The following is a 25,005-nucleotide window of genomic DNA, read 5'->3' on the forward strand; positions in this document are numbered from 1 at the left end:
TTTCATGGACTTGATAAGGTAGGTTTATGGAAAACCTGCGCAGCCTGCTTCCCTCGGTCAACAGCCTCGTCGTGTTCGAGGCGGCGGGGCGGCTGTCCAGTTTCACCGGCGCCGCGCGCGAGCTACGGATGACGCAGGCGGCGGTGTCCTATGCCGTGCACCGGCTGGAGGCGCATCTGGGGACCGCCCTGTTCCTGCGCGAACACCGCCGGGTGCGGCTCAGCGAGGCGGGGGCGCGGTTCCATGCCGATGTGTCAATCGGGCTTCAGCATATCCAGCGTTCCGCGCAGGATTTGCGGGCGGTGGCGACGGGGGGGCATGTGACGCTGTCCTGCTCCACCGCCTTCGCGGCCTTCTGGATGGTGCCGCGCATGGCAGAGCTTCGGGCCGACCTGCCGGAGATCGACCTGCGCATCCAGACCGCGGACCGCGACCTTGACCTGGTCGGAGAGGGGATTCCGCTGGCGATCCGGGGCGGCGATCCGGGCGACTGGCCGCAGTATCAGTCTGCCCCGCTGGCGGCGGAGGTGATCTATCCGGTCTGCGGCGCGGGCTACCTGGCGGGGCGCGACCGGCCTCGGCTGGCGGCGGACCTGCTCGACCACCAGCTCATCCATCTGGAGGAGCCGCACCGGTCGGCGGCAACCTGGCGCGACTGGTTCGCCTCGGCCGGGATCGAGGGGCGGCGGGTGCCGAAGGGTTTGCAGATCAACGACTATGTGCTGGTCGTGCAGTCGGTGATCGCCGGGCAGGGGATCGCGCTCGGCTGGAGGCATCTGGTCGAGGGGTTGGTGGATCAGGGCGTGCTGGTGCGACTCTCCGACCATGCACTGTCGACCGGCCTGCAATTCCACGTCATCTGGCCGCGCAACGCCACCCTGTCGCGCGCAGCGCTGGAAGTGCGGGACTGGCTTCTGGCGCAGCCCCGCGATTGACAGGGGGCGGGGAGGGGAGCGGCCCGAAGGCCGTTCCCCAAGTTTCGGATCAGGCCCGCAGGTCGAAGCGGTCGGCTTCCATCACCTTGGTCCAGGCCGCAACGAAGTCACGGACGAACTTCCCGGCATTGTCGTCCTGGGCATAGACCTCGGCATAGGCGCGCAGGATCGAGTTCGAGCCGAAGACGAGGTCGGCACGGGTGGCCGTCCACTTGACCGCGCCGGTCTTGCGGTCGGTGATGTCGTAGAGGTTCGACCCCTTCGGCACCCACCTGTAGAACATGTCCGTCAGCCCGGTGAAGAAGTCGGTGGTCAGCGCGCCGACGCGGTCGGTGAAGACCCCGTGCTTGGTGTCGGCGTGGTTCGTCCCGATCACTCGCATCCCGCCAATCAGGCAGGTCATCTCGGGGGCGGTCAGACCCATGAGCTGCGCCCGGTCGAGCAGCATTTCCTCGGCGGTGACGACGTAGTCCTGCTTCTGCCAGTTGCGGAAACCATCGGCCAGGGGCTCCAGCACGCTGAAGCTGTCGGCATCGGTCTCGGCGTCCGTCGCGTCGCCGCGACCGGCATGGAAGGGCACCGCCACGTCGAACCCCGCAGCCTTCGCCGCCTGTTCCACGCCGACATTCCCCGCCAGCACGATCACGTCGGCGACCGAGGCCCCGGCGGATTTGGCGATGGGCTCCAGCACCGAAAGCACGCGGGCGAGACGAGCGGGCTCGTTGCCCTCCCAGTCCTTCTGGGGCGCAAGGCGGATGCGGGCGCCATTCGCGCCGCCGCGGTGGTCGGAACCGCGGTAGGTGCGGGCCGAATCCCAGGCGGTCGTCACCATGTCGCTGACCGAGAGGCCCGAGGCAGCGATCTTCGCCTTCACGGCGGCCACGTCCCAGCCGCTCGGGCCTTCATGGACCGGATCCTGCCAGATCAGGTCTTCCTGCGGCACCCAGGGGCCGATGTAGCGGTCCTTCGGCCCCATGTCGCGATGGGTCAGCTTGAACCAGGCGCGGGCGAAGCAGTCGCTGAAATAGGCGTGGTCGTCGCGGAAACGCTCGGCGATCTTGCGGTATTCCGGGTCGAAGCGCAGCGCCATGTCGGCGTCGGTCATCATCGGCATCCGGCGGATCGACGGGTCTTCCACATCGACCGGCATGTCTTCCTCGGTGATGCCGATCGGCTGCCATTGCCAGGCCCCGGCGGGGGATTTCGTCATCCACCAGTCGTATTTCAGCAAAAGGTGGAAGAAGCCATTGTCCCATTTCGTCGGGTGGGTGGTCCAGGCGCCTTCGAGCCCCGAGGTCACGGTATCGCGACCAATCGAACGGGTGGCGTTGATGATCCAGCCCAGACCCTGTTCCTCGAGGCCCGCACCCTCCGGCTCGTGCCCGACCAGGGCAGCATTGCCGTTGCCGTGTGCCTTGCCGACGGTGTGGCCGCCTGCGGTGAGTGCGACGGTCTCCTCGTCATTCATCGCCATGCGGGCGAAGGTGACGCGCACGTCCTGCGCCGTCTTCAGCGGGTCGGGAGTGCCGTTCACGCCCTGCGGGTTCACATAGATCAGGCCCATGACCACGGCGGCGAGCGGGTTCTCCAGGCTCGCGCGGTCGTCCTTCGTGGGGTAGCGCTGGTCGGTCAGCCATTCCTTTTCCGACCCCCAGTAGATGTCCTTCTCGGGTGCCCAGATGTCCTCGCGGCCGAAGGCGAAGCCGTAGGTCTTCAACCCCATGCTCTCGTAGGCCATCGTTCCGGCCAGGGCGATCAGGTCGGCCCAGGACAGGCGGTTGCCGTATTTCTTCTTGATCGGCCACAGGAGGCGCCGGGCCTTGTCGAGGTTGCCATTGTCCGGCCAGGAGTTCAGCGGCGCGAAGCGCTGGTTGCCGGTGCCCGCCCCGCCCCGGCCGTCGGCCATGCGGTAGGTCCCGGCGGCATGCCAGGTCATGCGGACGAAGAGCCCGCCGTAGTGGCCCCAGTCGGCCGGCCACCAGTCCTGGCTGTCGGTCATCAGCGCAATGAGGTCACGCTTCAGCCCGTCGAAGTCCAGCTTTTTCACCTCTTCGCGGTAGTTGAAGCCGGTCAGCGGGTTCACCTTGGCGTCATGCTGGCTGAGGATGTCGAGGTTCAGCGTCTTCGGCCACCATTCCGTCACCGACGATCCCGTCTCGGTGATCGCGCCGTGCATGACCGGGCATTTGCCCCCGCTCTTCACGTCATTGCCGTCCATCTTGCTCTCCTCGTCTGGCTGAATGCGGTAACGAAACGACAGGTCGCGCCCAAGCCTTTCGGGCCGGGGGAGCGACTCGCCGGTCTTCGTCGTGGGTCATGGCTAGCACCCTCGAGCGATAATAGGAATTTTCATTTTCCTATCGCCGCGATATGCAGAACCTATGACACCGCTGACCATGAAGCACCTGCGCTATTTCGACGCGTTGGCGCGGCACCGCCATTTCGGGCGCGCGGCGGAGGCCTCGTCGATCTCGCAACCGGCCCTGTCCTTGCAGGTGAAGGAGCTGGAGGAGATCCTGGGTGCGCCGCTGGTCGAACGGGGGGCGCGGCAGATCAGCCTGACGGTGCTGGGCGAGGAGGTGGCGGCGCGCGCCCGCGACGTGTTGCGCGCGGTGGACGAGCTGGGGGCCTTGGCGCGGGCGGCGGCCGGGCCCTTGTCGGGGCGGCTGCGGCTGGGGGTGATCCCGACGGTGGCACCCTATCTGCTGCCGCGGGTGATGCGGCATCTGGCGGCGGCCTATCCCGAGCTTGACCTGCGCCCGCGCGAGGCGGTGACGCCGAAACTGGTGCGCGACCTGGGCGAGGGGCGCCTGGACCTGGCGCTGCTGGCGCTGCCGGTGTCGGAGCCCTCGCTGGCCGAAACGCCGCTTTTCGACGAGGAGTTCCTGCTGGTCCGCAACCTGGACGCGGCGCATCTGCCGGTGCCGCCCCTGGCCGAGCTGCCCGCCGAGCCTTTGCTGCTGCTGGAGGAAGGCCACTGCTTCCGCGACCAGGCGATCGCGGTCTGCAAGCTGCCGCAGCGCCCGACGGGCGAGATCATGGAAGGCTCGTCGCTGTCGACGCTGGTGCAGATGGTGGGGGCCGGGATCGGGGTGACGCTGATCCCCGAGATGGCGGCGGAGGTCGAACTGCGTTCGGCCCCGGTGGTCTTGCACCAATTGCCGGAGCCGCGGCCAAAGCGGACCATCGGGCTGGTCTGGCGGCGGTCGAACCCGTTGGCCGACCGCTATGTGGGGCTGGCTGAGGGGTTGCGGGTCGCCTTCGCCTGAGCCCCCTCGTTCACTTCGTCGTCTCGTCGGGGGGCGTCAGCCGCCCCAGGTGCGCTCCAGAAGCCGCAGCCAGTTGCCGTGGGCGATCCTGGTGATCAGCGCCTCGCCGAGGCCCATCTCGCGCATCGCGGCGATCAGCACCGGCAGGCCCTCGACCCCGCCGATGTCCTTGGGCGTGGTCGCGCCGTCGTAGTCCGAGCCGAGGCCGACATGATCCTCGCCCGCGTGTTTCAGCATGTGCTCGATGTGGCGCTTGACCGGGTCCAGCGTCATCTCGGGGCTGCGGCGGCCGTCGGGGCGCAGGAAGCAGGTGGCGAAGTTCAGGCCCGCCATGCCGCCGCTTTCGCCGATGGCGCGCAGCTGGCGGTCCGACAGGTTGCGGCTCGAAGGCGTGACGGCATGGGCGTTGGAATGGGTGGCGACGAGGGGGGCGTCCGACAGTTTCGCCACGTCCCAGAACCCGGCCTCGTTCAGGTGGCTGAGGTCGATCATGATGCGCAGCGCGTTGCATTCGCGGACCAGCGCACGGCCCAGATCGGTCAGCCCCGGCCCGGTGTCGCCGGTGGACGGAAAGCGGAAGGGGACGCCGTGGCCAAAGATGGTCGGGCGGCTCCAGACCGGGCCGACCGAGCGCAGGCCCATCGCGTGAAAGAGGTGCAGCGCGTCGAGGTTCGGGCCGATGGGTTCGGCACCCTCGAAATGGAGGATGCCCGCGACGGCGCCCGCCGCCATCGCGGCGCGGATGTCGGCGGCGCTGCGGCACCAGCGGAAGCGGCCCTCGGAGGCGCGCTCCATCCACAGGAGATGGCCCAGCATCTCGACCGCGACGGGCTGGGCGGCGGTGTGGTCGATCAGGCCGGGCAGCGGCAGGTCATAGGGCGGCTTGTCCATAAGTGCGTCGTGGTCGACCGGCTCGCCCTCGTCCGGTGAGGGGATGTAGACCGCGAAGAAGCCGCCCGCGAAAGCGTGTTTCAGCATCCGCGGCAGATCCAGGTGCCCCGCGCCTTCGCCCTGCAGCCAGAGCTTCGCGCGATTCTCACCGGCGGCGGCGATCTTCAGGACGATGTCGTTGTGGCCATCGAAGACGGGAACTTGAGTGGGCATGGGGCGATCCGGGGCTGATTGATTTCGGGCCGCAGTCTTTCGCCGATCCTCGGACAAGGCAAGCCGCGACCTGCGCCGCATTGTCCGGTTGACGGGCAGGGTCGCCCGGCCTAGGCAGGCGCATCATGGCAGGGCCCTTCATGCTTCGCTTGCGGGTGGCGCTTTTCGCCGTCCTGGCCGTCGCGCTGGTTGCGACCGGCTGGGCGCATCGCGCGCCGGACGTGAACGACAAGGTGCTTGCCTTCCTGGTTGCGAACGGTGCTACCGCAGATGATTTCTGCGGCGGCGCCGGCGTGCCGGGGTCGCACGGCGACCCGCTCTGCCAGGCCTGTCACATTTCCGGCGGCGCCGATGTGCCTCCCCCCGAGAGGGGGCCTGTCCGGACCGACCAGGCCGCAGAGGTCGCCGTCACTGCCCCGCGCGAGAACCTGACCGTCGCGCGCGTCCTTGATCTGGCGCGCAGTCCGCAGGGCCCGCCGGTCGCATGACGGCGGTCGCAGCGCAGGTCGCTGCGCAGGTCGCTGCGTACACCACGCACTTTCGGTGCTGTCCGGTCTTCGCAGGAAACCGGGTAGCGCTTCCAATCTGTCGATACTCCAAAAGGAAACCTGACGATGAAACGTCTTCTCACCCTTGTTGCGGCCCTGTGCCTTTCCTCTCCGTTGCTGGCCCATGACCTGACGGTCGGCTCCCTGCAGTTCATTCATCCCCATATCCCGCAGCCTGCTGCCAGCGCCAAGGCTGCCGGGGGCTACCTTGCCATCGTCAACGAAGGCAGCGAGGCCGACAAGCTGATCGGGGTTGAAACTGACATGGCAGCGAAGTCGGAAGTCCATGAAAGCAAGGTCGATGCCAACGGCGTCGGAACGATGGAGCCGGTTCCGGCGCTGGACATTCCGGCGGGCGAGACCGTCAGCCTGGAACGCGGCGGCTATCACATCATGCTTATGGGCCTGACCGGCACGCTGACCGAAGGCGAGATGCACAAGGTCACGCTGATCTTCGAACATGCCGGCCGGGTCGAGGTCGAATTCATGATCGACCCGCCGATGGCCGAGAGAATGGAAGGCATGGACCATTCCAAGATGGACGGGATGCAGATGGACGAGGGCTCCAACTAGGCCGGAGCCGCAACCTTCAGCGGGGCGGCTTTCGTCGCCCTGCTGCCTTCCGGGCCCGGATTTACCCTGCGGAAAAGCTGCGCTACACCCGTGGCCGAGAGCTTGAGGGCAGGACGGACATGCAGGGATTTCAAAAGGAGCCGAAGCACGGCGTCTATGACGTGGTGATCATCGGCGGGGCGATCATGGGGTCGTCGACCGCCTGGTGGCTGACGCAAATGGGCTTCACCGGCCGGGTGCTGGTGGTGGAGCGCGACCCGTCCTATGAGCAGGCGGCGACGACGCTGAGTTTCTCCTGCATCCGCCAGCAGTTCTCGACCGAGTTGAACATCCGCGTCTCGCAGTTCGGCGCCGATTTTGTGCAGTCTCTGCGGGCGCGCATGGGCGGGGACGACCGGGTGCCGGAGCTGAAGATCCAGAATTTCGGCTACCTCTACCTCGCCAATGACGAGGGTTTCGCGAATGTCCTGCGCGCCAACCAGAAGGTGCAGGCGGCGGCGGGGGCGGGAACGCGCATCCTGACGCCCGGCCAGATCGCGGCGGAGTTCCCGTTCATGACGGTGGATGGTCTGGTTCTGGGGAGCCTGAACACGAAAGACGAGGGCTATTTCGACGGCTCGACCGTGTTCGACTGGTTCCACCGCAAGGCCCGCGAGGCGGGGGTGGAATATGTCGCGGACGAGGTGGTGGGGCTGGACGTCTCGGGTGGCCAAGTCACGGGGGTGCGGCTGAAATCCGGTCGGACGGTGGGCTGCGGGACGGTCGTCAACGCCTCGGGCACGCGGGGGGCGAAGGTGGCGGCGATGGCCGGGATCGCGATTCCGATCGAGCCGAGGAAACGCTTCAACTGGGTGATCCAGGCGGAAACGCCGCTGGACCGCCCGTTGCCCTTGACCATTGATCCGTCAGGGGTTTTCGTGCGCGAAGTGGGCGGCGGGACCTATATGGCGGGGGGCCATGCCGACGTGGACCCTGCGGTGGCCTTCGACGATTTCGCGATGGATCACGGGCTCTGGATGGACAAGATCTGGCCCTATATCGCCACCCGCATCCCGGCCTTCGAGGCGGTGAAGGTGATCAGCGAATGGGCTGGGCAGTACGACTACAACTGCCTCGACCAGAACGCGATCACCGGGCCGCACCCGGAAATCGGCAACTTCCTGTTCCTGAACGGGTTTTCAGGCCACGGGCTGCAACAATCGCCCGCAATGGGCCGGGCGACGGCGGAGTTGATCGTGCACGGCGGCTACCGGACGCTGGACATGGCCGAATTCCACTACAGGCGCATCGCCGAGGGGCGCGCGCTGGTGGAAGGGGCGATCATCTAGCTTCGGTTCAGTCGGTTTCCAGCAGTGCGGTCGGGGACTGGACGGAGATCATGTCCTTGGGCGCGAAGACGAAAACCAGCACTCCCACATAGACGGCAAGGAACAGGGCGACGGCGGCATAGGTTCTGGCGGGGCGGGGGCGCGACTGCAGAATCTGTGTCATCTCGGGTTCTCCTGGACTTGGCAGTAGTCGGGCAGCGACTCAGGTCCGATGGCCGGACAATACCACCATTGCGTGTGGTTCAGCTTCCCCAAGATTTCAGTGTCGGCGGAATTTTGTCCCTGTAGCCCGCAGAGGGGACAAATTTTCACCCGCGCATGGGGCGTTTCTGCGGCTGCACACGAACCTTTTTCCGTATCCTGTCACGGGTTTGAAAGACGATTCGTTTGATCGCGAATGGTTGGTGCAAGGTCCTGAGAAGCAAGCATTAACGCGCGGTCGGCAGCCACCGGGGCTGCGGCCGGGCGCCAACCGCTCGCTGCGGCTGCGGGCCTGCCCGGCCCCCGCCGGGATGCAGGTGCAGCAGGGCGGCGGAAAGCTGCCTAGCTGCGGATGCCGGAGAAGCGCGCCTGCCAGTCGGCGCGCTCTTCGTCAGTGATCTTGCGGAACAGATTCTCCGGCACGGTGAAGCCGTGGCCCGGCGGCAGGGCGCGCATCGCGGCGGAGATGTCGGCGGGCCAGGTCCAATCGTCCGAGCCCACGGCCTGCATCATCGTGGCAGAGGCGTCGGGGATGAAGGGGGAGGAGAGGATCGCGTAGACGCGGATCAGGTTCAGGGCGAGGCGGACGATGGCCTGGGCTTGTTCCGGGTCGGTCTTGACGACGGACCAGGGGGCGGCCTGTTGCAGGTATTCGTTGCCAATGACCCAGATCGCCCGCAGTTCGGCGGCGGCCTTGCGGACCTCCATCTGTTCCATGAAACGGGTGTAGTCCGCGATCCGTGCGCCGAGGTCGGCGATGAGGGCGGTCTCCAGCGGGCCGAAGCTGCCTCCGGCGGGGACTTCGTTGCCGAACTTCGACACGGCGAACTTGGTCACGCGGGAGACGAGGTTGCCGAGGACATCGGCGAGGTCCTTGTTGACCGAGGCCTGGAAATTCTCCCAGGTGAATTCGCTGTCGGCGCTTTCCGGCGCGTGGGAGAGGAGCCACCAGCGCCAGTAGTCGGCGGGCAGGATCGAGAGCGCCTGATCCATGAAGACGCCCCGGCCCTGCGAGGTGGAGAACTGGCCGCCGTCATAGTTGAGGTAGTTGAAGGACTTGAGGTAGTCGACCAGCTTCCAGGGCTCGCCGGACCCCAGGATGGTGGCGGGGAAGGAGAGGGTGTGGAAGGGGACGTTGTCCTTGCCCATGAACTGGTAGTAGGTCACGTCCGAGGCGCCCTTGTCGGTGCGCCACCAGCGTTCCCAGTCGGCCTCGGCCTTGCCGTTGGCGTCGGCCCATTCGGCGGTGCAGGCGATGTATTCGATGGGGGCATCGAACCAGACGTAGAAGACCTTGCCCTCCATCCCCGGCCAGGGCTGGTCGCCCTTTTTCACCGGGATGCCCCAGTAAAGGTCGCGGGTGATGCCGCGGTCCTGCAAGCCGTCGCCATCGTTCAGCCATTTCTTGGCGATCGAGGTGGTCAGGATCGGCCAGTCGGTCTTCGAGTCGATCCAGGCCTCCAGCTTGTCGCGAAGGGCGCGCTGTTTCAGGTAGAGGTGCTTGGTTTCCCGCACCTCAAGGTTGGTGGAGCCGCTGATGGACGACCGGGGATTGATCAGGTCGGTCGGGTCAAGCTGCTTGGTGCAGTTCTCGCACTGGTCGCCGCGCGCCGCCGTGTAGCCGCAGTTCGGGCAGGTGCCGGTGATGTAGCGGTCGGGCAGGAAGCGGTTGTCGTCGATGGAGAAGACCTGCTTTTCGCTGACTTCCGCGATCAGGCCGTGTTCGTCGAGCTTGCCCGCGAAATGCTGGGTGAGCCTGTGGTTGCGCTACGACGAGGAGCGGCCGAAATGGTCGAAGGAGAGCCGGAACCCGGCCGCGAGGTCCTTCTGCACCTCGTGCATCTCGGCGCAGTATTCTTCCACGGGTTTGCCCGCCTTGGCGGCAGCAAGCTCGGCGGGGGTGCCGTGTTCGTCGGTGGCGCAGATGAACATCACCTCATGCCCCATCGCGCGGTTGAAGCGGGCGAAGAGGTCGGCAGGCAGCTGGGAGCCGACGAGGTTGCCGAGATGCTTGATCCCGTTGATGTAGGGAATGGCCGAGGTGATGAGGATGCGTGCCATGTCTGCGCCTTCGCTTGAGTCCGGCGATTGCTTAGCTCATGCGTCGGGAAAGGGCTAGCACGGGGACAGGTCTAAAAATTTTCGCGAAAATTCTTAGACGCGACCTTTCAGCATCCGGGTCAGGGTGCCGTCGCCTTCGACCTGCCGCTTGAGGGCGCCGAGGATGTGGAGGGCAAGGAGGGCCATCAGCAGCTTGGTCAGGATGCCGTGCAAGCCGAACCAGAAGGCCTCGCCCGCCTCCGACGCCTCGACCAGCGGAGGCACGGTCCAGCGGTCGGCGATCATCACGTCGATGCCGGTGGCCGAGCTTCCGGCCCAGCCGGTGAACGGGATGCCGACGAGGAGGGCGTAGATCGTCCAATGCGCGGCGCGTGCGGCCCAGAACAGCGCATTGTGCGGGCCGAGGGGCGCGGGTGGCGGGCTGGCAAGGTGCCAGGTGATGCGGATGAGGATCAGGGCAAGGAGGGTGAAGCCCACGGTCTTGTGCAACCCGTAGAGCCAGAGGTTGGCGAGGCCGGGCTCCATGCGTTCAAGGCGAAGGCCAAGGGCAAGCTGGCCGAAGATGAGCAGCATCATCGTCCAGTGCAAGAGCCGGGTGACGAGGCCGAATTCGTCAGGACCGTTCCGCAGCGCCATCTCAGCCGGTCGCGTCGATGCGGGCGGTGATGATGATGCGGACCTGGTCGCCCACCATGTCGGACCAGCCGGTTGCGCCGAAATCGGACCGGTTGACCTGGCCCGAGAGCTTGACGGTGAGGTGGTCAAGCTCGGTGGCGGCGCTGCCCTGCGGGCGGAAGATCTGCGCGCGGAGCGTGACAGTCTTGGTCACGCCGCGGATGGTGATGTTGCCGGTGATGTCCGCTGCCTCGCCCGCGCGCTTGACCGAGGTGCTTTCGAAGGTCATCCGCGGGAAGTCCTTCGCGTCCAGCACTTTCGGGCCCTTCAATGCCTGGGCGGCGAAGGGGAAGCTGGCCTTGGCCCCGGTCACGTCCAGCGCGACTTCGACAGTGCAGTTCGCCAGGTTGTCGAAGTCGAGCCTGAGGTCGGCCTTCTCCAGCGGGATCGAGCCGGTGATGAGGTCGGGGCCGAAGTCGGTCTCGAAGGCCACGGTCGAGGCGGCGGGATCAAGGTGATAGGCGACGGTTGCAGCCGGGGCAGGAAGCGCCGGAAGCAGGACAGCCAGGACGATTGCGGCGAGTCGGACCATCGGGGTTCCCTTTGCGTCAAGTGTAGCAGGGCCGAGGGATGCGACAAAATCAAGCGGTCGTGCGGGCGACGGGTCAGGATTCGCCCGAGGAGAGCGGTTCCAGCGTCTCGTCCGTCCGGCGGGTGTGCAGGGCCCAGCGGGCGGGGGGCAGCAGGCGGGCGCGGAGGCGGGTGAGGGTGAAGCTTTCCTCTTCGGACCAGAGGAGCGACCGGCTGGGGGCGGGGGCAAGGTGCCAGCGGCTTTCCACGCCTTGCGCGCCGCCCGGCCCCGACAGGAGGATCAGGCCGAGGGGTGCGGTGGCCCTGTCGCGCCGCGCGACCTCGGCCCCCGTCTCGGCGGCCAGGTGCAGGCGACGGGTGGGGGTGAGGGCGGGAGGGGCAAGAAGCTCGGCAATGACGGTGGGGGCGGCACCGGAGCGCAGGGCTTCCTCGGCAGCCCAGAGCAGGCTTTCGTCGTGCGGGGCCTGGACGAGGATCAGCCGCGAGGGGTCGGCGAGGGGTTGCAAGCCTGCGGCATTCAGCCGTTCCGTGACCCAGCCGGGGCGGATCCAGACCACCGGGCCGTGGCATCTGGCCATGATGCGGGCGGCGAGAATCAGGCGGGAGGGACCACAGAGTTCATGCACCCGGCCCCGTTGCAGGGTGAGGTCGCCTGCCAGCGGCTGCTGCGCCGGGACGTGGCGCGGGGCGTGGTGATGGATCGGCAGACTCATGCGGAAAAGCTATCGAGTTCGCGTAATGTTCTCAAGCCCAGGCCTTTGCCGCGCAGACGATCCAGCCTAGCTTTCGCCCGGACAAGAAGGAGCCGACGATGAAGACCCTGCCCCTTGGCAAGACCGGCCTGACGGTTTCCGAGCTGTGCCTCGGTACGATGACCTGGGGCACGCAGAACACGGAACACGAGGGGCACGCCCAGGCCGACATGGCGCTGGAGCATGGCGTGACCTTCTGGGACACCGCCGAGATGTACCCGGTGAACCCGGTCCGGGCCGAGACTGTGGGGCGGACGGAAGAGATCATCGGAAGCTGGCTCGCCTCGCGCGGGGGGCGGGAGCGGATCGTGCTGGCGACCAAGGTGGCGGGGAAGGGGCAGGTGATCCGGCCCGGAGAGCCGGTCACTGGCGCGACGATGCGGGCGGCGGTGGAGGCATCGCTGCGACGGTTGCGGACCGACTACATCGACCTTTACCAGCTGCACTGGCCGAACCGGGGCAGCTATCACTTCCGCCAGAGCTGGCGCTATGCCCCGGCCGGGATCGACAAGGCGGCGGAAACGGCCAACATGACCGACATCCTGACGACGGCACAGGCGCTGGTCGCGGAGGGCAAGATCCGGGCCATCGGCCTGTCGAACGAAAGCACCTGGGGCGCGGCGCGCTGGCTGCATCTGGCCGAGGTGCTGGGCCTGCCACGGATGGCGACGGTGCAGAACGAATATTCACTGCTCTGCCGCCAGTTCGACACCGACTGGGCCGAGCTTTCGGTGATCGAGGACATGCCGCTTCTGGCCTTCTCGCCGCTGGCGACGGGGCTTCTGTCGGGCAAATACGCGGGCGACGTGGTCCCCGAAGGCTCACGCCGCAGCCTGAACCCGGACCTGTCGGGACGCATCACCGCGCGGGTGTTCCCGGCGGTCGCGGCCTATCTGGGGGTGGCGGCGCGGCACGGGCTCGACCCCTGCCAGATGGCGATCGCCTTCACCCGGACTCGGCCTTTCCCCACGGTGCCGATCATCGGGGCGACGACGCTGGAGCAGCTGCGTACCAACATTGGTGCGGCGGGGATCACGTTGTCGTCAGAGGTGCTGGCGGACATAGCGGAAACCCACCGGGCCCATCCCGCGCCCTATTGACGGGACTTGCGGGCGAGGGGCGTTCCGGGCACTGCTTGGCGCGAACCGGAGAGCCCGATGCCGCGTCTGTCCCTTGTTGCGCTTGTCCTCTGTGCCGCCAGCCTGGTGGCGGGATGCCAGCTTGCGGGGCCGGGAAAGGCCCCGGCCAAACCGCCTGCCCAAAATGCGCTGACCGGCGGCGAGATCGAAGTCACGCCGCTCGACGCCCCGGCAGCGGAAACGCCGACCCCTCCGGCAGTCGCGGGGGCGGACGGCGAGGCCAAGGCCGCCCCGCAGGCCACGCCCGCAGCAGAGACCGCCCCCAAGGCCGACCCGGGCACTCCGGCGCCCAAGGCCGACCTTGAGGCAACGCCAGTGACGCCGAAGTCCGAGATGCAGCTGGCTTGCGAGAAGAAGAAGGGCAGGTGGTCCGGGATCGGCAAGGGCAACGCGCGGGCCTGCGTCTTCCAGACCCGCGATGGTGGCAAGCGCTGCGACCGGGAAAGCCAGTGCGAGGGGGTGTGTCTTGCACGGTCGGGCACCTGTTCGCCGCTGAAGCCGCTTTACGGCTGCAACGAGATCCTGCAGGACAATGGCGCGCGGGTGACATTGTGTCTCGACTGACGCTTGCCCTCGTTCTGCTGCTGGCGGCTTGCGTGGCAAAGCCGGTGGCCACGTCCACGTTCCGCGCCGCGGGCGCGCCGATCTGGTCGGCGGCGGCCTTCCAGCCGGGGCAGGTGGCGGGGACCTGGGCCCAGGTCGGGGATTTCCGCGCGGCGGGTTCCTGCACGGCGGGCGCGGTAGAGATCACGCCCGAGGTGCAGGGACTGCGGCTTTCCGGGTCGCTCTGCATCGCCGGACGGGCCGAGAAGGTGTCGGGCCTGGCGCCCCTTGTCGGGCCGGGTCGGCTGCGGGTGAAGGGCGAGGACTGGTGGGTGATCTGGGTCGACGTGGGCTACCGGACGCTGGCCATCGGCACGCCTTCGGGGCGGTTCGGGATCATCCTGGACCGGGGGGCGATCCCCGCCGACCGGCTGAACGCAGCGCGGGAAATCTTCGATTTCAACGGCTACCGGACCGAAGCTCTGGCCACGCTCTAACCGACGCGCCGCAGTAGCGCTTCAAGATGCGCAACCATGTCGCGCGCGCCGACCTCGGCTTCACGGACCAGAAGGTCGAAGTGCTGGGTGATGGTTTCCACCCGCGCCGAGTCGCGGAAGGCAAGGTAGTGGCGGCCCAGGTAGATCACCGCCAGAAGCGGCCCGAAGACGGTGACCGGGGCCGAGAAGAGCTTGCGCGCGTCGAAAAGGCAGAGGCGGAGTGAGGGGTAGAGCTGGTCGCAGAGCGTCATCAGGTGGCGCAGTTGCTGGCGGCGGGTATCGGCGGGCAGGCCCTCGTAATAGCCCGAGGCGGTGGCGAAGGCGGACAGTTCGTGCAGGGGCAGGGCGATTTCATAGTCCGACCCGGAGCCGCGCATCCAGCCCAGCCGGTCCTCGAAGGCACCGATGGCCTGTTCGGCGGTGCGACCAAGCTGGGGTTCGTATTCCCATTCCACTACCGCGCGGGTCTTCAGCATGTCGGGAAGCGTGGCGGGGACATGGCGGATCTTGTAGCCCGCCGCCTCCTGATGCCAGGCAAAGATGCGCTCGTCGATCAGCGCGCGGGGGGCCTCGGTCAGCGACAACGAGGCGGCGAGGAGGTCGGCGATGGGTTCGGGGCGACCGGAGAGGCCCAGAAGCCAGTCGGCGCTGACGCCCAGGGCGCGGGCGCTGTCGGCGGCAAGCTGGGCGTTCGGCATCCGGGTGCCGGGTTGCAGCAGCGCCGAGATCGTCGAGCGGTCGACCCCGGTCTGCCGCGCCAGTTCCGCCTGGCTGACCTTGCGCGCCGCCATCGCCTCGGCCAGGCGGGCGCGGAACAGGGGGGCGAGATCGCGTTTGTCGGACTTATCCAGCATGTGTTGATTTTACAAAACTATAGTGGCGTTAAGTTGACATTATCCCGAATTCCGAGCAGATGCGACCGCTGTTATTCTTGAACCACCACAAGCAGACGGGGCAACACCTTGCAGACCGATACCCGGGCCATCGAATGGCCGACCGTGATCCTTTTCGCCGTGACCTGGGGGATCTGGATCGCGGGGACCGTGTATCTCTGGCCGTTGTCGCCAATCCTCGCGGTGCTGGCGACCGGGCTTGCCATCGCGCAGCTCTCCTCGCTGACGCACGAGGTGCTGCACGGCCATCCGTTCCGCTCGCAGCTTCTATCCGAGGCGCTGGTCTTCCCGGCGACCTCGATCTTCATCCCCTACCTGCGCTTCAAGGATACTCACCTCCAGCACCACAACGACCCGGCGCTGACCGATCCCTACGACGACCCGGAATCGAACTTCTTCGACCCCGCAGTCTGGGCGCGGCTCTCGGCGCCGATGCAGGCGGTGCTGCGGTTCAACAATACGCTCCTGGGCCGCATCCTCATCGGGCCGGTTCTGGGGACCGCTTCCTTCCTCGCGACCGACTGGAGGTTGGCGCGGAAGGGCGACGCGCGGGTGCGGCTGGCCTGGGCTCTGCATCTGCCGGGACTCGTGCTGGTGGCGTGGTGGCTGCTGGCGCTGGGGACGATGCCGGTCTGGGCCTACCTGGTGGCGGCCTATGTCGGGACGGCGCTTCTGAAGATCCGCACCTACCTGGAACACCGCGCGCATGAGGCGGCGCGGGCTCGGACGGTGATCATCGAAAGCCGGGGGCCGTTCAGCCTGCTGTTCCTGAACAACAATTTCCATGTCGTCCACCACATGCACCCCGCTGTCGCCTGGTACAAGCTGCCGGCCATGTATGCCGCGCGGAAAGAGCATTACCAGCGCCGGAACGAGGCCTACGTCTACCCGAGCTACACCGAGATCTTCCGCCGCTACCTCTTTGCGGCGAAGGATCCGGTGCCGCATCCGATCTGGCCGGTCTACAAGGGGGCCGTGGCCTCAGACGATGCGGCGGAATTGGGGGGTGGTGCCGGAATTGTCGAAGAACGGCACGCCGGGCTGGTCCCCGCCCGCCACTAACGCTGCGACCTCGGCCAGCACGACCTCGGTGATGAAGGGCAGGTCGAGCGCGCGGGCTTCGGGCAGGGGCAGCCAGCGCAGGTGCTGAAGCTCCCCTGACGCGGTGGCAAAATCATTGCCGTCCCCGTCAAGGCTGTCGGCATGCGCCAAGAGGAAGCGCGCGTCGAAGCGGCGGGTGCGACCGGGCGGGGTGATGGCGCGGAAGATGAAGCGAAGCGTCGGATGTTCCATCGCCGCGAGGTTGAGGCCGGTCTCCTCGGTCAGTTCGCGCAGCGCGGCGGCGACCAGCACGTCGGGCGCAGGGGCGTCGTCGGAGGCCATCAGGGCCAGGCGGCGGGCGCAGTCGGGCGCGAGGAAGCCGGGCCGGGCGGCGGCGTGATCCTCGTCATCCACCCGCCCGCCGGGAAAGACGAATTTCGACGGCATGAACACCGCTCCCTCGCCACGCTGGCCCATCAGGACCTGCGGGCCGTCCGGGCTTTCGCGCCAGAGGACGACGGTCGCGGCGTGGCGGATCGGTTCGTCAGTCATCGCGCCCTTCAGTCACCGGGGCAGGCGCCCCGAAGCCGTGCATCCGGTGGGCCCATTGCAGCGCCACCAGCGCGCCCTTGAGCCGGGGCAGGAGATAGAGCGACAGCGCCACAGTTCCGATGGTGAAGCCCACCGCCATCACCAGCGGTTCGGGCCGCCATTTCATGTAGGTGAAGAGCAGGAGCGGGGCCAGCAGGTGCCCGACGATCAGGATGGTCAGGTAGGCCGGGCCGTCATCGGCGCGGTGGTGGTGCAGTTCCTCGCCGCAGACCGGGCAGGCGTCGCGCACCTTGAGATAGCCGCGCAGCATCGGCCCCGCGCCGCAGTTCGGGCAGCGCATCCGCCAGCCGCGCAGGAGGGCGGGCTTCAGCGGGCGATCTTCGGCATCGGTCATCGGAGTCGTCTCGGTCAGGGTCATCGGCAACGTCCCGCGCTTCAGTCGTTTTGGCAAGAGCCGCTTACATAGTCAGCCGCCCTGATCATTAACAGGGAAAATATCTGCCTGCGCCGGGATGTCGCAAATACCCGCGACGGAAACCGGCGGGTGCTGCGTGTGACTGGGCAGACGGGTCGACCAAGCGGCCCCGCATACAGGAGAATGTGATGTCTGCACCGAAGAAATCCGTGATCGCTGGCCTGGCCGTGTTCGGCGCCCTGCTGGGGTCCGCTGTGCTGGCCGACAAGGGCGGGATGGGCATGGGCGGCCCGGGCGAAGGCCGGGGCGCGATGCTGACCGAGATGTTCGACACGATCGACGCCGACAAGGATGGCAAGATCACCTATGCCGAGATGGAAGCGCACCGGAAGGCCGAGTTCGACGCGGCCGACACCAACAAGGACGGGGCGCTGAGCGCGGACGAGCTGTCGGCCCGGGCGCTGGCGCGGTTCCAGGAGAAGCTGGCGGAACGGACACAAGCCATGCTGGACGACAGGGACAACGACGGCAACGGCAGTCTCTCGCCCGACGAGATGGGCGAAGGCCCGGGGATGCGCAACTTTGCCCGGATCGACGCCGACAACGACGGTTTCGTCACCAAGGAGGAGATCCAGGCCGGGATGCAGCACCACAAGAAGCGCGGCCACGGCTGGTGGGGCATGGGCGACAACTAGGACCTTTGCGGACCTGGGCCGCAGCCGCTAAGCACAGGGCATGGTGATGGCCTTCGATGCGCAAGGGGAGCCCTCGGATGAGGCGCTGATGGTGCTCTATGCCAATGGAGACCGTCACGCGGCGCTGGCCCTGACCCAGCGCGTCACCCCGCGGGTCATGGCCTATGCCGCGCGGCTTCTGTCCGGCGACCGGGCGGAAGCGGAAGATGTGGCGCAGGAAACCATGCTTCGGCTTTGGCGCGTGGCACCAGAGTGGCGGCAGGGCGAGACGAAGGTGACGACCTGGGCCTACCGGGTCGCCACCAACCTCTGCATCGACCGGCAGCGGACTCGCGGACGCAGGCGCCAGATGGCGCTGGACGACGCGCCCGAGGTGGCCGATGGCGCTTTGGGGGCCGAGGGACGGCTGATCGAGGCGGGCCGGATGGCGGCGCTGGAGACGGCGCTGGCCGGGTTGCCGGACCGGCAGCGGCAGGCGGTGGTCTTGCGCCACCTGGAAGGGATGACGAACCCCGAGATTGCGGCGATCATGGAGATCGGGGTGGAAGCAGTGGAAAGCCTGACGGCACGCGGCAAGCGGGCCCTGTCGGCGATCCTGTCGGGTCGAAAGGCCGAGCTGGGGTATGAGGATGACGCAGTTGCAGGATGATCTGGGCGACCTGCTGGCACTGGCGGCGCAGCGGCCCGCAATGCCCTCCGGGGCGCTGATGGAGCGGGTGCTGGCCGATGCGCTGGCGCTTCAACCCGAGGCGGCGGGGTTCCGCCCGCCTGCTCAGCCGCGCAAAGGGCTGATGGCCCGGCTGGCCGCGGTCTTCGGCGGCGCGCCGGCGCTGGCGGGGCTGGGCACGGCAGCGGTCTTCGGGCTGGTGCTGGGCTACTACAGCCCGGCGACGCTGGACTATCTGATGGGGTCCTCGGCCGACGCGGCCGAGTTCTTTCCTGGCGGCGATTTCCTGACGACGGAAGGATGATGATGAGCGAGCCGAACAGCACCGCGCCGGTATCGGCGACCCCGCGCGGGGTGAAGATCGCGCTGGCCCTGTCGGTGGCGCTGAACCTCGGCGTGGCCGGGCTGGCGGTCGGGGCCTGGCTCGGCGACGGGCCGCATCGGGGGATGCCGCGCGACATGTCCTTCGGGCCGTTCAGCGAGGCGCTGGACGACGACGACCGCAAGGCGATCCGCAAGGCGCTGCTGTCCCGGCTGGGCGAGTTCCGCGAGCAGCGCGACGCCGCACGGGCGGAGTTCGAGGCGTTGCTTGTCGCACTTCGCGCCGATCCGTTCGACGCCGGGGCGCTGAAGACGGCGCTGGCGGCGCTGGAGGCGCGCAATGCCGAACGGCTGGAGCTGGGCCGCAGCCTGATCGAGACCCGGCTGATCGAGATGACCCCGGAGGAACGCGCGGCCTTTGCCGACCGGCTGGAAAAGGGCCTCAAGCACCGCAACAAGGGCTGACGCCCGGCCCCCCGTCGGGGCCGGTCAGGCGCTCATCCGGTAGGTGACCTGGTTGCGCCCGGCCCCCTTCGATTCCAGGAGTGCAAGGTCGGCCTGTTCCACCAGCCCGTCGACAAGCATGTCCCCCCCACCGTCGCCCCTGGCCACCGCAACGCCGATCGACATGGTGACATGCAGTTGCTCACCCGAAAGCAGGCGGATCGGAGCGTCATCCATCATCTGGCACAGCCGCTCGGCCACCCGCCGGGCATTCATCATGCAGCTTCCCGGCAGGATCGCGAGGAATTCCTCGCCGCCGACGCGCGCCAGGATATCGGTGTCGCGCAGGTTCGCGGTGAGGCGGCGGGCCACCTCGACCAGGACCTGGTCGCCGGCGGCATGGCCGTAGAGGTCGTTCACCTGCTTGAAGCGGTCAAGGTCCATCACCATCACCGCGAAAGGCGTGCCCTCCGCCCGGGCGCGGGCGGCGGCGGCGGCAAGCTGCGGGCCGACGAAGCGGCGGTTGTAGAGCCCGGTCAGCGGATCGAGCATCGCCAGGCGCAGCCCGTCCTGCATCCGGGCGCGGTGCCGGTCGGACTGCCGCTTGCGGCGCAGAAGGCCGCGCGTGCGCAGCGCCAGTTCCTCGGGCGTGATGGAGGTGCCGACGGCATCATCTGCGCCAAGGTCGAAGGCCATCGCGGCCTCGTCGCCCTCACCGGCCGGGCCCATGACGCAGACGGCGGCGTAGCGGGTGGACTGGTGGCTTTTCAGCTCTGACAGAAGCCGGAGCGTGGCCGCCGGATTGCGCCCGTCATCTGCCAGGATGAACACGTCCGGCAGGGTGCCGTCGCCTTCGCCCGCCGCGATGTCGGCCAGCGCCTCGCGGCGCGACAGCACGACCAGCCGGTCGCGCACTTGTCCGGCCAGGGACGCGCGCAACCCGTCGGCGCAGGCCGCAAAGGGTGCAACCAGCGCGATGGTGCCCTGGGGCTCGAAGACGGCGGGCGCTTCGGCGAGGCCCGCAAGCGCGATGCTGTCGGTGGCGGGAAACTCTCCCTCGGCCTTCAGGCGGAGGAGGTTGCGCAGCCGCGCCAGCAGCACGCGTTCGTTGGCCGGGCGGTCCATCACCTCATCGGCCCCGGCGGCAAACGCAGCCAGCCGGTCGGCAGGCGCCGAGGTGGCGGTCAGCGCGATGACCGGAATGTCACGGCTCTGCGGGTCGCGCCGAAGCGTGCGCAGCACCTCAAGCCCCGAGATATCCGGCAGGTCGAGATCGAGAAGCACCAGATCGGGCCGATCCTGCCGCGCGATGGCAAGGCAGGTCGCGCCGTCACCGGCCAGGACCGTGTCGTAGCAGGCGGCCGAGAGCCGGGCCTGCTGGACGATCCGGTTCGCCGCCACGTCGTCAACGATGAGTATCCTTGCGCTCATCTTCCCGTTGCCGTCTTTTCTTGCTGTTGATGCAGGGAGTCTGCGGCCAAGAAGGTTAAGAAATCCTTTCCGTCAGGTTGCGAATGATCACATTTCGGGGGCTGAAAGGGTTTGGGCAACGGAAGGACAAACGAAATGCAACCAGAGATTGCGCAAACATTGGCACTGCAAGCACTGGGGTGGATCGCCGCTGACGACGAGGTGTTCCCGCTGTTCCTGAACGCGACCGGGGCGACTCTGGGTGAGTTGCGGGCGCGGGCCTCGGATCCCGACTTTCTGGCGGCGGTGCTGGATTTCCTTCTGCAGGACGACCGATGGGTGGTTGCCTTCTGCGATTCGGAAGGCCAAGCCTACACCGCGCCGCAAACGGCCCGTGCAGCCCTGCCGGGGGGTGCAGTGGCAAACTGGACATGAGGGGAAGACACGCGATGATCGACGGTCTGTTGTTCGACAAGGATGGAACTCTGTTCGACTTCCGCGCGAGCTGGGGCCGCTGGGCTCAGGGCTTCCTGACCCGGATCGCCGAGGATGCTGCTCATGCCCGGCGCCTGGGGCGGGCCATCGGCTATGATCTCGACACCGGCGCCTTCGCCCCGGACAGCCCGGTGATCGCCGCGACTGCCGCAGACATCGCGGCGGCGCTGGTGGGCGAGCTTCCGGGCCGGACGGTTGCTGACCTGACCGAATGGATCGACGCCAGTGCCAGCCAGGCCCCGATGTCCGAGGCGGTGCCGCTGCTCCCGCTCCTGTCGGCGCTGCGTGGGCAGGGTCTGCGGCTGGGGGTGGCGACGAACGATTCCGAAGTACCCGCCCGGCGGCATCTGGCGAACCACGGCATCACCGACTGCTTCGATTTCATCTCGGGCTATGATTCGGGCCACGGGGCGAAGCCAGGGCCGGGGATGTGCCTGGCGTTCGCGCGGCAGTTGGGGCTGGACCCCGCACGGGTTGTCATGGTGGGCGACAGCCGGCATGATCTGGAAGCCGGCCGGGCGGCCGGAATGCGGACCATCGCCGTCCTGACCGGCATCGCCGGGCGCGAAGATCTCGCGCCGCATGCCGATGTGGTTCTGGCCGACATCGGGGCGATCCCGGCTTGGCTTTCCGGCCTGAAAGCCTGACCCTTCAGCGCGATCTGCGAAAAACGACGCTTTTTCGTCGCAAACACAGTGATCACTCCTGCGCGGGTTCAGTCATCCTTGGCTGAAGCCAAGGGAGAGCGACGATGACCGATGAACCATCCCGGAGAAAACGTGCCGGTGGGCGGGCGGGAATGAAGGTTCGCGCGGGCTCGGCGGTGATCGACCAGATGCCCTGGCGGATTCCGGTGAACCCGGACGCTCCGGTCGAGCCGCTGGATGCCGAGGGGGTGCAACGGGTCCACAAGACCGCGATGCGGATACTGCGCGACATCGGGATCGAATTCCTGAACCCCGATGCGGTGGAGCATCTGCGCCGCGCGGGTTGCACCGTGAACGGGACCAACGTCCGCATGGACGAGGATTTCGTGATGGAGATGGTGGGCCGCGCACCCGAAAGCTTCACCATCACGCCGCGCAACCCGGAGCGCGAGCTGATCATGGGCGGCAAGCACATGCTGTTCGTGAACGTCTCGTCCCCGCCGAACGCCTGGGACATGGAGCGGGGCAAGAGGTCGGGCGACTTCGAGACGTTCAAGGAATTCATGAAGCTGACGCAGTATTTCAACTGCATCCATGTGGCGGGCGGCTATCCGGTGGAGCCGGTGGATATCCATGCGAGCGTCCGGCATCTGGACTGCCTGTATGAAAAGCTCACGCTGACCGACAAGGTTGTCCACGCCTATTCGCTGGGGGCGGAGCGGGTCGAGGACGTGATGGAGATGGTTCGGATCGCGGGGGGGCTGACGGAGGAGGAATTCCAGGCCAGGCCACGGATGTATACCAACATCAACTCGGTCAGCCCGCTGAAGCACGACTATCCGATGCTGGACGGGGCGATGCGGATGGCCAAGCGGGGCCAGCCGGTGGTGGTGACGCCCTTCACGCTGGCCGGCGCGATGGCTCCGGTGACGATGTCGGGGGCGGTGGCGCTGTCGATCGCCGAGGCTTTGGCGGCGGTGGCGCTGCTGCAGTATATCGCGCCGGGGTGTCCGGTGGCGATCGGGACCTTCACCTCGAACGTCGACATGAAGTCGGGGGCGCCGGCCTTCGGGACGCCGGAATACATGCGGGCGACGCAGATGACGGGGCAGCTGGTGCGCTACTATGGCGTGCCGATGCGGGCGAGCGGGGTCTGTGCCGCGAACGTGCCGGACGGGCAGGCGATGTGGGAGACGTCGAACAGCCTGTGGTCGGCGGTGCAGAGCCGGACCAACATGGTCTACCACGCGGCGGGGTGGCTGGAGGGGGGGCTGATCGCGAGCCCTGAGAAGTTCATCATGGACTGCGAGGTCCTGCAGATGATCCAGCGCTACTTTGAGGAGGCGACCTTCGCGACGCGGGATGAGGACCTGGCCTTCGATGCGATCAGGGAAGTGGGGGCCGGGGGGCATTACTTCGGCATCCAGCATACCCAGGATCGCTACCAGCACGCCTTCTACCAGCCCTTCGTGTCGGACTGGCGGAACTATGAGGCTTGGGCTGCGGACGGGTCGGTCTGGACGGTGGAGCGGGCGCACCGGATCTACAAGCAGATCCTGGCCGAGTTCGAGGCGCCGGAGATGCCGGGCGACCATCTGGAGGAGCTGCAGCGCTTCGTGGCGCGGCGGAAGCAGGAGGGGGGCGCTCCGACGGATTTCTGAAACTGTCCACGGTGGACAGAATTTTGGGCCGTTTTGAATCAATAGGTTGCGCGCGGACGTTCAGATCTTTTTAACGTTTGGGATTGGCGTGCGCGCGGGAAATTGCCCACCCTGCCCGGTGCCCCCCACCCCCGGCCCCTCCCCACGAGGGGGAGGGGAGGCGCATGGTGCAAGGTCGGTGCGCTGTATTCGGCGGTGTCGCGGGTTGGGACGGCTTTCGAATCGAGCGGCTGCGCCGCAAGCCTTTTGTCTCGCCTCTGCGCGTGAAGAACGCGCAGAGGCTCGGGTGAAGAGCCTCCGGCGGGGATATTTGAGCAAATGTGAAAGAGTTTTTCCGCGGGCTCGGGGTCAGGCGGGAAAGCTGACCTGTTCGATCTGGCCGTAGACTTCGGCGATGCCGTCGGTGAAGCCCTGTTCGATGGCGGTCGCGCGCGCGGCGGCGTCCTTGTAGCGCATCACCACGGTCATGCGGGTGCCGGAGCCGTCGGCGGCGAGGGTGGTGGTGACGGTCGGACCCTGGGTAGTGTCGCCGTTGAAATGCTCGACATGCACCATGTGATGCGGGGCGCGGGCTTCGAGGATCGGGCCGGAGAAGGAGAACTCCGGCCAGTCGTAGCGGAAGCTGCCGCCGGGGCGGGCGTCGATCCGGCAGTCGATGAGGTCGGGCGAGAGCCACTGGCGGATGAGCGCGGGTTCGGTCAGGGCGCGCCAGACCTTTTCCGGCGGGTGCGAGAAGCGGCGGCGGATCACCACGTCGGTGTCGCCGTCGAGGGCAAGCTGGGCATCGGTCATTCTTGCGGTCCTTCCGGTTGATCGTCGAGGCGGTCGAGCACGGCGTCGAGGCGCCGGAACTGGTCTTCCCAGAGCGCGCGATACTGGCCGAGCCAATGCCAGAGCCCGGCCATCGCCTCGGGCTTCAGGCGGCGCGGGCGGGCGGTGCCCTGGATGCGGGTTTCGATCAGGCCCGCTTCCTCCAGCACCTTGAGGTGGCGGCTGATCGCGGGCTGCGAGATGGCGAAGGGGCGGGCGAGGTCCTGCACGGTCGCCTCGCCTTGCGCCAGCCGGGAGAGGATCGCGCGGCGGGTCGGGTCGGCAAGCGCGGCAAAGGGGGCATCGAGCGGGGACATGGTTTCGCTGGTTGTTATTTAACGAATCATTTATATAATGAGTTCGCGAAATAGTAAACAGACATTTGCAGATCGCCTTCGAGGCGAGAGTGGTCGTCATGCGTTCGGGGAGCGGGCGAAGGGCGGGATGCACGATCCGCGCGCCGCCGGGGGTGGTCCGGGCCTGCAGGAGACCCGGACCCAAGCTGTCATTTCGACAGTTCGGCCATCATCTCGTCGAGCGCCTTGCAGGTGGCGGCCAGGTCGTTGCCCCCGTTGGCAGCGGCCCTGGTCGCAAGATCCTGCACCTTGGGCGCCAGCGCGGCCAGTTTCGCCGGGTCGGAGGCGGCGACCTCCTGCAGTTTCGTGGTCAGCTCGGTGGCCTTCCTGGTCGCGACCTCCTGCGTGCAGGACTCTTCGGTGCAGGCGGCCAGAAAGCCGGTGGCGGCAAGCGCCAGAAGGCTGGAGACAAGACGCATGATATCCCTCGTCATACCTTGGT

29 protein-coding genes and 1 pseudogene are annotated in these 25,005 nt (G+C 67.4%); 16 read left to right on the forward strand and 14 right to left on the reverse strand.

Going from position 1 to position 25,005, the window contains the following annotated elements; translation table 11 throughout:
- Positions 1–26 precede the first annotated feature (26 nt).
- A complete protein-coding gene (locus ACE3P6_RS11400) occupies positions 27–935 on the forward strand; it encodes a LysR substrate-binding domain-containing protein (RefSeq protein WP_374394995.1) in 909 nt (302 codons plus the stop codon).
- A 49-nt stretch (positions 936–984) separates the two neighbouring features.
- Here ACE3P6_RS11400 and katG read toward each other — a convergent pair whose 3' ends face one another.
- Positions 985–3,153, reverse strand: a complete 2,169-nt coding sequence (katG, locus tag ACE3P6_RS11405; protein ID WP_374394997.1) for a catalase/peroxidase HPI — start codon at positions 3,151–3,153, stop codon at positions 985–987.
- 163 nt (positions 3,154–3,316) lie between these two features.
- Here katG and ACE3P6_RS11410 point away from each other — a divergent pair, with 163 nt between their 5' ends.
- Positions 3,317–4,204, forward strand: a complete 888-nt coding sequence (locus ACE3P6_RS11410; RefSeq protein WP_374394999.1) for a LysR substrate-binding domain-containing protein — start codon at positions 3,317–3,319, stop codon at positions 4,202–4,204.
- A 36-nt stretch (positions 4,205–4,240) separates the two neighbouring features.
- On the opposite strand, the gene ACE3P6_RS11415 is transcribed toward ACE3P6_RS11410, so the two are convergent.
- Positions 4,241–5,308, reverse strand: coding sequence for a dipeptidase (locus tag ACE3P6_RS11415; protein WP_374395001.1), 1,068 nt, complete (start codon positions 5,306–5,308; stop codon positions 4,241–4,243).
- A 125-nt stretch (positions 5,309–5,433) separates the two neighbouring features.
- On the opposite strand from ACE3P6_RS11415, the gene ACE3P6_RS11420 reads away from it, so the two are divergent.
- From ACE3P6_RS11420 to ACE3P6_RS11430, 3 genes are all read left to right on the forward strand, one after another.
- Positions 5,434–5,796 carry a hypothetical protein gene (locus ACE3P6_RS11420; RefSeq protein ID WP_374395003.1) on the forward strand — a complete coding sequence of 121 codons (363 nt, stop codon included), beginning with the start codon at positions 5,434–5,436 and terminating at the stop codon, positions 5,794–5,796.
- Positions 5,797–5,922: 126 nt separating this feature from the next.
- On the forward strand, positions 5,923–6,429 hold the full coding sequence (locus tag ACE3P6_RS11425) for a copper chaperone PCu(A)C (RefSeq protein ID WP_374395005.1): 507 nt from the start codon (positions 5,923–5,925) through the stop codon (positions 6,427–6,429).
- A 119-nt stretch (positions 6,430–6,548) separates the two neighbouring features.
- Positions 6,549–7,757, forward strand: a complete 1,209-nt coding sequence (locus tag ACE3P6_RS11430) for an NAD(P)/FAD-dependent oxidoreductase (RefSeq protein ID WP_374395007.1) — start codon at positions 6,549–6,551, stop codon at positions 7,755–7,757.
- Positions 7,758–7,764: 7 nt separating this feature from the next.
- On the opposite strand, the gene ACE3P6_RS11435 is transcribed toward ACE3P6_RS11430, so the two are convergent.
- The 5 genes and pseudogenes from ACE3P6_RS11435 to ACE3P6_RS11455 all read right to left on the reverse strand — a co-directional run bounded on the left by ACE3P6_RS11435 (position 7,765) and on the right by ACE3P6_RS11455 (position 11,938).
- Complete coding sequence (locus tag ACE3P6_RS11435; protein WP_374372535.1) at positions 7,765–7,920, reverse strand: hypothetical protein; 156 nt, start codon at positions 7,918–7,920, stop codon at positions 7,765–7,767.
- Positions 7,921–8,300: 380 nt separating this feature from the next.
- A pseudogene (gene metG, locus ACE3P6_RS11440) lies at positions 8,301–10,019 on the reverse strand (methionine--tRNA ligase).
- Positions 10,020–10,112: 93 nt separating this feature from the next.
- The gene (locus tag ACE3P6_RS11445; protein ID WP_374395008.1) at positions 10,113–10,655 is read right to left on the reverse strand and encodes a cytochrome b; all 543 of its coding nucleotides are present in this window, start codon (positions 10,653–10,655) and stop codon (positions 10,113–10,115) included.
- A gap of 1 nt (position 10,656) precedes the next feature.
- The gene (locus ACE3P6_RS11450) at positions 10,657–11,226 is read right to left on the reverse strand and encodes a YceI family protein (RefSeq protein WP_374395010.1); all 570 of its coding nucleotides are present in this window, start codon (positions 11,224–11,226) and stop codon (positions 10,657–10,659) included.
- 73 nt (positions 11,227–11,299) lie between these two features.
- Entirely contained in the window at positions 11,300–11,938 is a 639-nt protein-coding gene (locus ACE3P6_RS11455; RefSeq protein WP_374395012.1) for an ImuA family protein, read from the reverse strand.
- A gap of 98 nt (positions 11,939–12,036) precedes the next feature.
- On the opposite strand from ACE3P6_RS11455, the gene ACE3P6_RS11460 reads away from it, so the two are divergent.
- Genes ACE3P6_RS11460 through ACE3P6_RS11470 form a run of 3 tightly spaced genes read left to right on the forward strand, consistent with a single transcriptional unit; the run spans position 12,037 to position 14,156 of the window.
- Positions 12,037–13,077, forward strand: coding sequence for an aldo/keto reductase (locus ACE3P6_RS11460; protein ID WP_374395014.1), 1,041 nt, complete (start codon positions 12,037–12,039; stop codon positions 13,075–13,077).
- A 57-nt stretch (positions 13,078–13,134) separates the two neighbouring features.
- A complete protein-coding gene (locus ACE3P6_RS11465) occupies positions 13,135–13,680 on the forward strand; it encodes a hypothetical protein (RefSeq protein ID WP_374395016.1) in 546 nt (181 codons plus the stop codon).
- Between the two features lie 32 nt (positions 13,681–13,712).
- The gene (locus ACE3P6_RS11470; protein ID WP_374395018.1) at positions 13,713–14,156 is read left to right on the forward strand and encodes a lipocalin; all 444 of its coding nucleotides are present in this window, start codon (positions 13,713–13,715) and stop codon (positions 14,154–14,156) included.
- Here ACE3P6_RS11470 and ACE3P6_RS11475 read toward each other — a convergent pair.
- Entirely contained in the window at positions 14,153–15,010 is an 858-nt protein-coding gene (locus ACE3P6_RS11475; RefSeq protein WP_374395019.1) for a helix-turn-helix domain-containing protein, read from the reverse strand. The two genes, ACE3P6_RS11470 and ACE3P6_RS11475, sit on opposite strands and share 4 nt — an antisense overlap.
- A gap of 108 nt (positions 15,011–15,118) precedes the next feature.
- On the opposite strand from ACE3P6_RS11475, the gene ACE3P6_RS11480 reads away from it, so the two are divergent.
- A complete protein-coding gene (locus ACE3P6_RS11480) occupies positions 15,119–16,111 on the forward strand; it encodes a fatty acid desaturase (RefSeq protein ID WP_374395021.1) in 993 nt (330 codons plus the stop codon).
- Here ACE3P6_RS11480 and ACE3P6_RS11485 read toward each other — a convergent pair.
- Both ACE3P6_RS11485 and ACE3P6_RS11490 read right to left on the reverse strand, forming a co-directional pair.
- Positions 16,031–16,642 (reverse strand): NUDIX domain-containing protein, encoded by a 612-nt coding sequence (locus ACE3P6_RS11485; protein WP_374372509.1) that lies wholly within the window; start codon positions 16,640–16,642, stop codon positions 16,031–16,033. The genes ACE3P6_RS11480 and ACE3P6_RS11485 overlap by 81 nt on opposite strands.
- Positions 16,635–17,060 (reverse strand): DUF983 domain-containing protein, encoded by a 426-nt coding sequence (locus ACE3P6_RS11490; RefSeq protein WP_374395023.1) that lies wholly within the window; start codon positions 17,058–17,060, stop codon positions 16,635–16,637. The genes ACE3P6_RS11485 and ACE3P6_RS11490 overlap by 8 nt, the downstream gene beginning before the upstream one ends.
- Before the next feature lie 185 nt (positions 17,061–17,245).
- Here ACE3P6_RS11490 and ACE3P6_RS11495 point away from each other — a divergent pair, with 185 nt between their 5' ends.
- Genes ACE3P6_RS11495 through ACE3P6_RS11510 form a run of 4 tightly spaced genes read left to right on the forward strand, consistent with a single transcriptional unit; the run spans position 17,246 to position 19,205 of the window.
- A complete protein-coding gene (locus tag ACE3P6_RS11495; protein ID WP_374395026.1) occupies positions 17,246–17,752 on the forward strand; it encodes an EF-hand domain-containing protein in 507 nt (168 codons plus the stop codon).
- A gap of 40 nt (positions 17,753–17,792) precedes the next feature.
- On the forward strand, positions 17,793–18,401 hold the full coding sequence (locus ACE3P6_RS11500; RefSeq protein WP_374395028.1) for an RNA polymerase sigma factor: 609 nt from the start codon (positions 17,793–17,795) through the stop codon (positions 18,399–18,401).
- Positions 18,382–18,723, forward strand: coding sequence for a hypothetical protein (locus ACE3P6_RS11505; protein WP_374395031.1), 342 nt, complete (start codon positions 18,382–18,384; stop codon positions 18,721–18,723). Before ACE3P6_RS11500 ends, ACE3P6_RS11505 begins: the two co-directional genes overlap by 20 nt.
- Positions 18,724–18,725: 2 nt before the next feature.
- A complete protein-coding gene (locus ACE3P6_RS11510) occupies positions 18,726–19,205 on the forward strand; it encodes a periplasmic heavy metal sensor (protein WP_374395033.1) in 480 nt (159 codons plus the stop codon).
- Between the two features lie 24 nt (positions 19,206–19,229).
- On the opposite strand, the gene ACE3P6_RS11515 is transcribed toward ACE3P6_RS11510, so the two are convergent.
- Positions 19,230–20,615: a diguanylate cyclase gene (locus ACE3P6_RS11515; RefSeq protein ID WP_374395035.1), complete on the reverse strand. Its 1,386-nt coding sequence runs from the start codon at positions 20,613–20,615 to the stop codon at positions 19,230–19,232.
- A gap of 135 nt (positions 20,616–20,750) precedes the next feature.
- Between ACE3P6_RS11515 and ACE3P6_RS11520 the strand changes: the two genes are divergently transcribed.
- The 3 genes from ACE3P6_RS11520 (at position 20,751) to ACE3P6_RS11530 (ending at position 23,397) form a co-directional block, all read left to right on the forward strand.
- Entirely contained in the window at positions 20,751–21,029 is a 279-nt protein-coding gene (locus ACE3P6_RS11520; RefSeq protein WP_374395037.1) for a DUF3572 domain-containing protein, read from the forward strand.
- Positions 21,030–21,043: 14 nt separating this feature from the next.
- Positions 21,044–21,736 carry an HAD family hydrolase gene (locus ACE3P6_RS11525; protein WP_374395039.1) on the forward strand — a complete coding sequence of 231 codons (693 nt, stop codon included), beginning with the start codon at positions 21,044–21,046 and terminating at the stop codon, positions 21,734–21,736.
- Between the two features lie 104 nt (positions 21,737–21,840).
- A complete protein-coding gene (locus ACE3P6_RS11530; RefSeq protein WP_374395041.1) occupies positions 21,841–23,397 on the forward strand; it encodes a trimethylamine methyltransferase family protein in 1,557 nt (518 codons plus the stop codon).
- Between the two features lie 348 nt (positions 23,398–23,745).
- Here the strand turns inward: ACE3P6_RS11530 and ACE3P6_RS11535 are convergent, their stop codons facing one another.
- The 3 genes from ACE3P6_RS11535 to ACE3P6_RS11545 form a co-directional block, all read right to left on the reverse strand.
- Positions 23,746–24,189 (reverse strand): SRPBCC domain-containing protein, encoded by a 444-nt coding sequence (locus ACE3P6_RS11535; protein WP_374395043.1) that lies wholly within the window; start codon positions 24,187–24,189, stop codon positions 23,746–23,748.
- Entirely contained in the window at positions 24,186–24,524 is a 339-nt protein-coding gene (locus ACE3P6_RS11540) for an ArsR/SmtB family transcription factor (protein WP_374395046.1), read from the reverse strand. Before ACE3P6_RS11540 ends, ACE3P6_RS11535 begins: the two co-directional genes overlap by 4 nt.
- 188 nt (positions 24,525–24,712) lie before the next feature.
- Positions 24,713–24,982, reverse strand: coding sequence for a hypothetical protein (locus tag ACE3P6_RS11545; RefSeq protein WP_374395048.1), 270 nt, complete (start codon positions 24,980–24,982; stop codon positions 24,713–24,715).
- Positions 24,983–25,005: the final 23 nt, after the last annotated feature.

It is taken from the genome of Tabrizicola sp. (assembly GCF_041911175.1).
In the GTDB taxonomy this organism is placed as follows: domain Bacteria; phylum Pseudomonadota; class Alphaproteobacteria; order Rhodobacterales; family Rhodobacteraceae; genus Tabrizicola.

Bases quoted from the DNA above. Each gene is read 5' to 3' on its own strand.
- ACE3P6_RS11400 (WP_374394995.1), top strand. From the start codon at position 27: ATGGAAAACCTGCGCAGCCTGCTTCCCTCGGTCAACAGCCTCGTCGTG.
- katG (WP_374394997.1), bottom strand. From the start codon at position 3,153: ATGGACGGCAATGACGTGAAGAGCGGGGGCAAATGCCCGGTCATGCAC.
- ACE3P6_RS11410 (WP_374394999.1), top strand. From the start codon at position 3,317: ATGACACCGCTGACCATGAAGCACCTGCGCTATTTCGACGCGTTGGCG.
- ACE3P6_RS11415 (WP_374395001.1), bottom strand. From the start codon at position 5,308: ATGCCCACTCAAGTTCCCGTCTTCGATGGCCACAACGACATCGTCCTG.
- ACE3P6_RS11420 (WP_374395003.1), top strand. From the start codon at position 5,434: ATGGCAGGGCCCTTCATGCTTCGCTTGCGGGTGGCGCTTTTCGCCGTC.
- ACE3P6_RS11425 (WP_374395005.1), top strand. From the start codon at position 5,923: ATGAAACGTCTTCTCACCCTTGTTGCGGCCCTGTGCCTTTCCTCTCCG.
- ACE3P6_RS11430 (WP_374395007.1), top strand. From the start codon at position 6,549: ATGCAGGGATTTCAAAAGGAGCCGAAGCACGGCGTCTATGACGTGGTG.
- ACE3P6_RS11435 (WP_374372535.1), bottom strand. From the start codon at position 7,920: ATGACACAGATTCTGCAGTCGCGCCCCCGCCCCGCCAGAACCTATGCC.
- ACE3P6_RS11445 (WP_374395008.1), bottom strand. From the start codon at position 10,655: ATGGCGCTGCGGAACGGTCCTGACGAATTCGGCCTCGTCACCCGGCTC.
- ACE3P6_RS11450 (WP_374395010.1), bottom strand. From the start codon at position 11,226: ATGGTCCGACTCGCCGCAATCGTCCTGGCTGTCCTGCTTCCGGCGCTT.
- ACE3P6_RS11455 (WP_374395012.1), bottom strand. From the start codon at position 11,938: ATGAGTCTGCCGATCCATCACCACGCCCCGCGCCACGTCCCGGCGCAG.
- ACE3P6_RS11460 (WP_374395014.1), top strand. From the start codon at position 12,037: ATGAAGACCCTGCCCCTTGGCAAGACCGGCCTGACGGTTTCCGAGCTG.
- ACE3P6_RS11465 (WP_374395016.1), top strand. From the start codon at position 13,135: ATGCCGCGTCTGTCCCTTGTTGCGCTTGTCCTCTGTGCCGCCAGCCTG.
- ACE3P6_RS11475 (WP_374395019.1), bottom strand. From the start codon at position 15,010: ATGCTGGATAAGTCCGACAAACGCGATCTCGCCCCCCTGTTCCGCGCC.
- ACE3P6_RS11485 (WP_374372509.1), bottom strand. From the start codon at position 16,642: ATGACTGACGAACCGATCCGCCACGCCGCGACCGTCGTCCTCTGGCGC.
- ACE3P6_RS11490 (WP_374395023.1), bottom strand. From the start codon at position 17,060: ATGACCCTGACCGAGACGACTCCGATGACCGATGCCGAAGATCGCCCG.
- ACE3P6_RS11495 (WP_374395026.1), top strand. From the start codon at position 17,246: ATGTCTGCACCGAAGAAATCCGTGATCGCTGGCCTGGCCGTGTTCGGC.
- ACE3P6_RS11500 (WP_374395028.1), top strand. From the start codon at position 17,793: ATGGTGATGGCCTTCGATGCGCAAGGGGAGCCCTCGGATGAGGCGCTG.
- ACE3P6_RS11505 (WP_374395031.1), top strand. From the start codon at position 18,382: ATGACGCAGTTGCAGGATGATCTGGGCGACCTGCTGGCACTGGCGGCG.
- ACE3P6_RS11510 (WP_374395033.1), top strand. From the start codon at position 18,726: ATGAGCGAGCCGAACAGCACCGCGCCGGTATCGGCGACCCCGCGCGGG.
- ACE3P6_RS11515 (WP_374395035.1), bottom strand. From the start codon at position 20,615: ATGAGCGCAAGGATACTCATCGTTGACGACGTGGCGGCGAACCGGATC.
- ACE3P6_RS11520 (WP_374395037.1), top strand. From the start codon at position 20,751: ATGCAACCAGAGATTGCGCAAACATTGGCACTGCAAGCACTGGGGTGG.
- ACE3P6_RS11525 (WP_374395039.1), top strand. From the start codon at position 21,044: ATGATCGACGGTCTGTTGTTCGACAAGGATGGAACTCTGTTCGACTTC.
- ACE3P6_RS11530 (WP_374395041.1), top strand. From the start codon at position 21,841: ATGACCGATGAACCATCCCGGAGAAAACGTGCCGGTGGGCGGGCGGGA.
- ACE3P6_RS11535 (WP_374395043.1), bottom strand. From the start codon at position 24,189: ATGACCGATGCCCAGCTTGCCCTCGACGGCGACACCGACGTGGTGATC.
- ACE3P6_RS11540 (WP_374395046.1), bottom strand. From the start codon at position 24,524: ATGTCCCCGCTCGATGCCCCCTTTGCCGCGCTTGCCGACCCGACCCGC.
- ACE3P6_RS11545 (WP_374395048.1), bottom strand. From the start codon at position 24,982: ATGCGTCTTGTCTCCAGCCTTCTGGCGCTTGCCGCCACCGGCTTTCTG.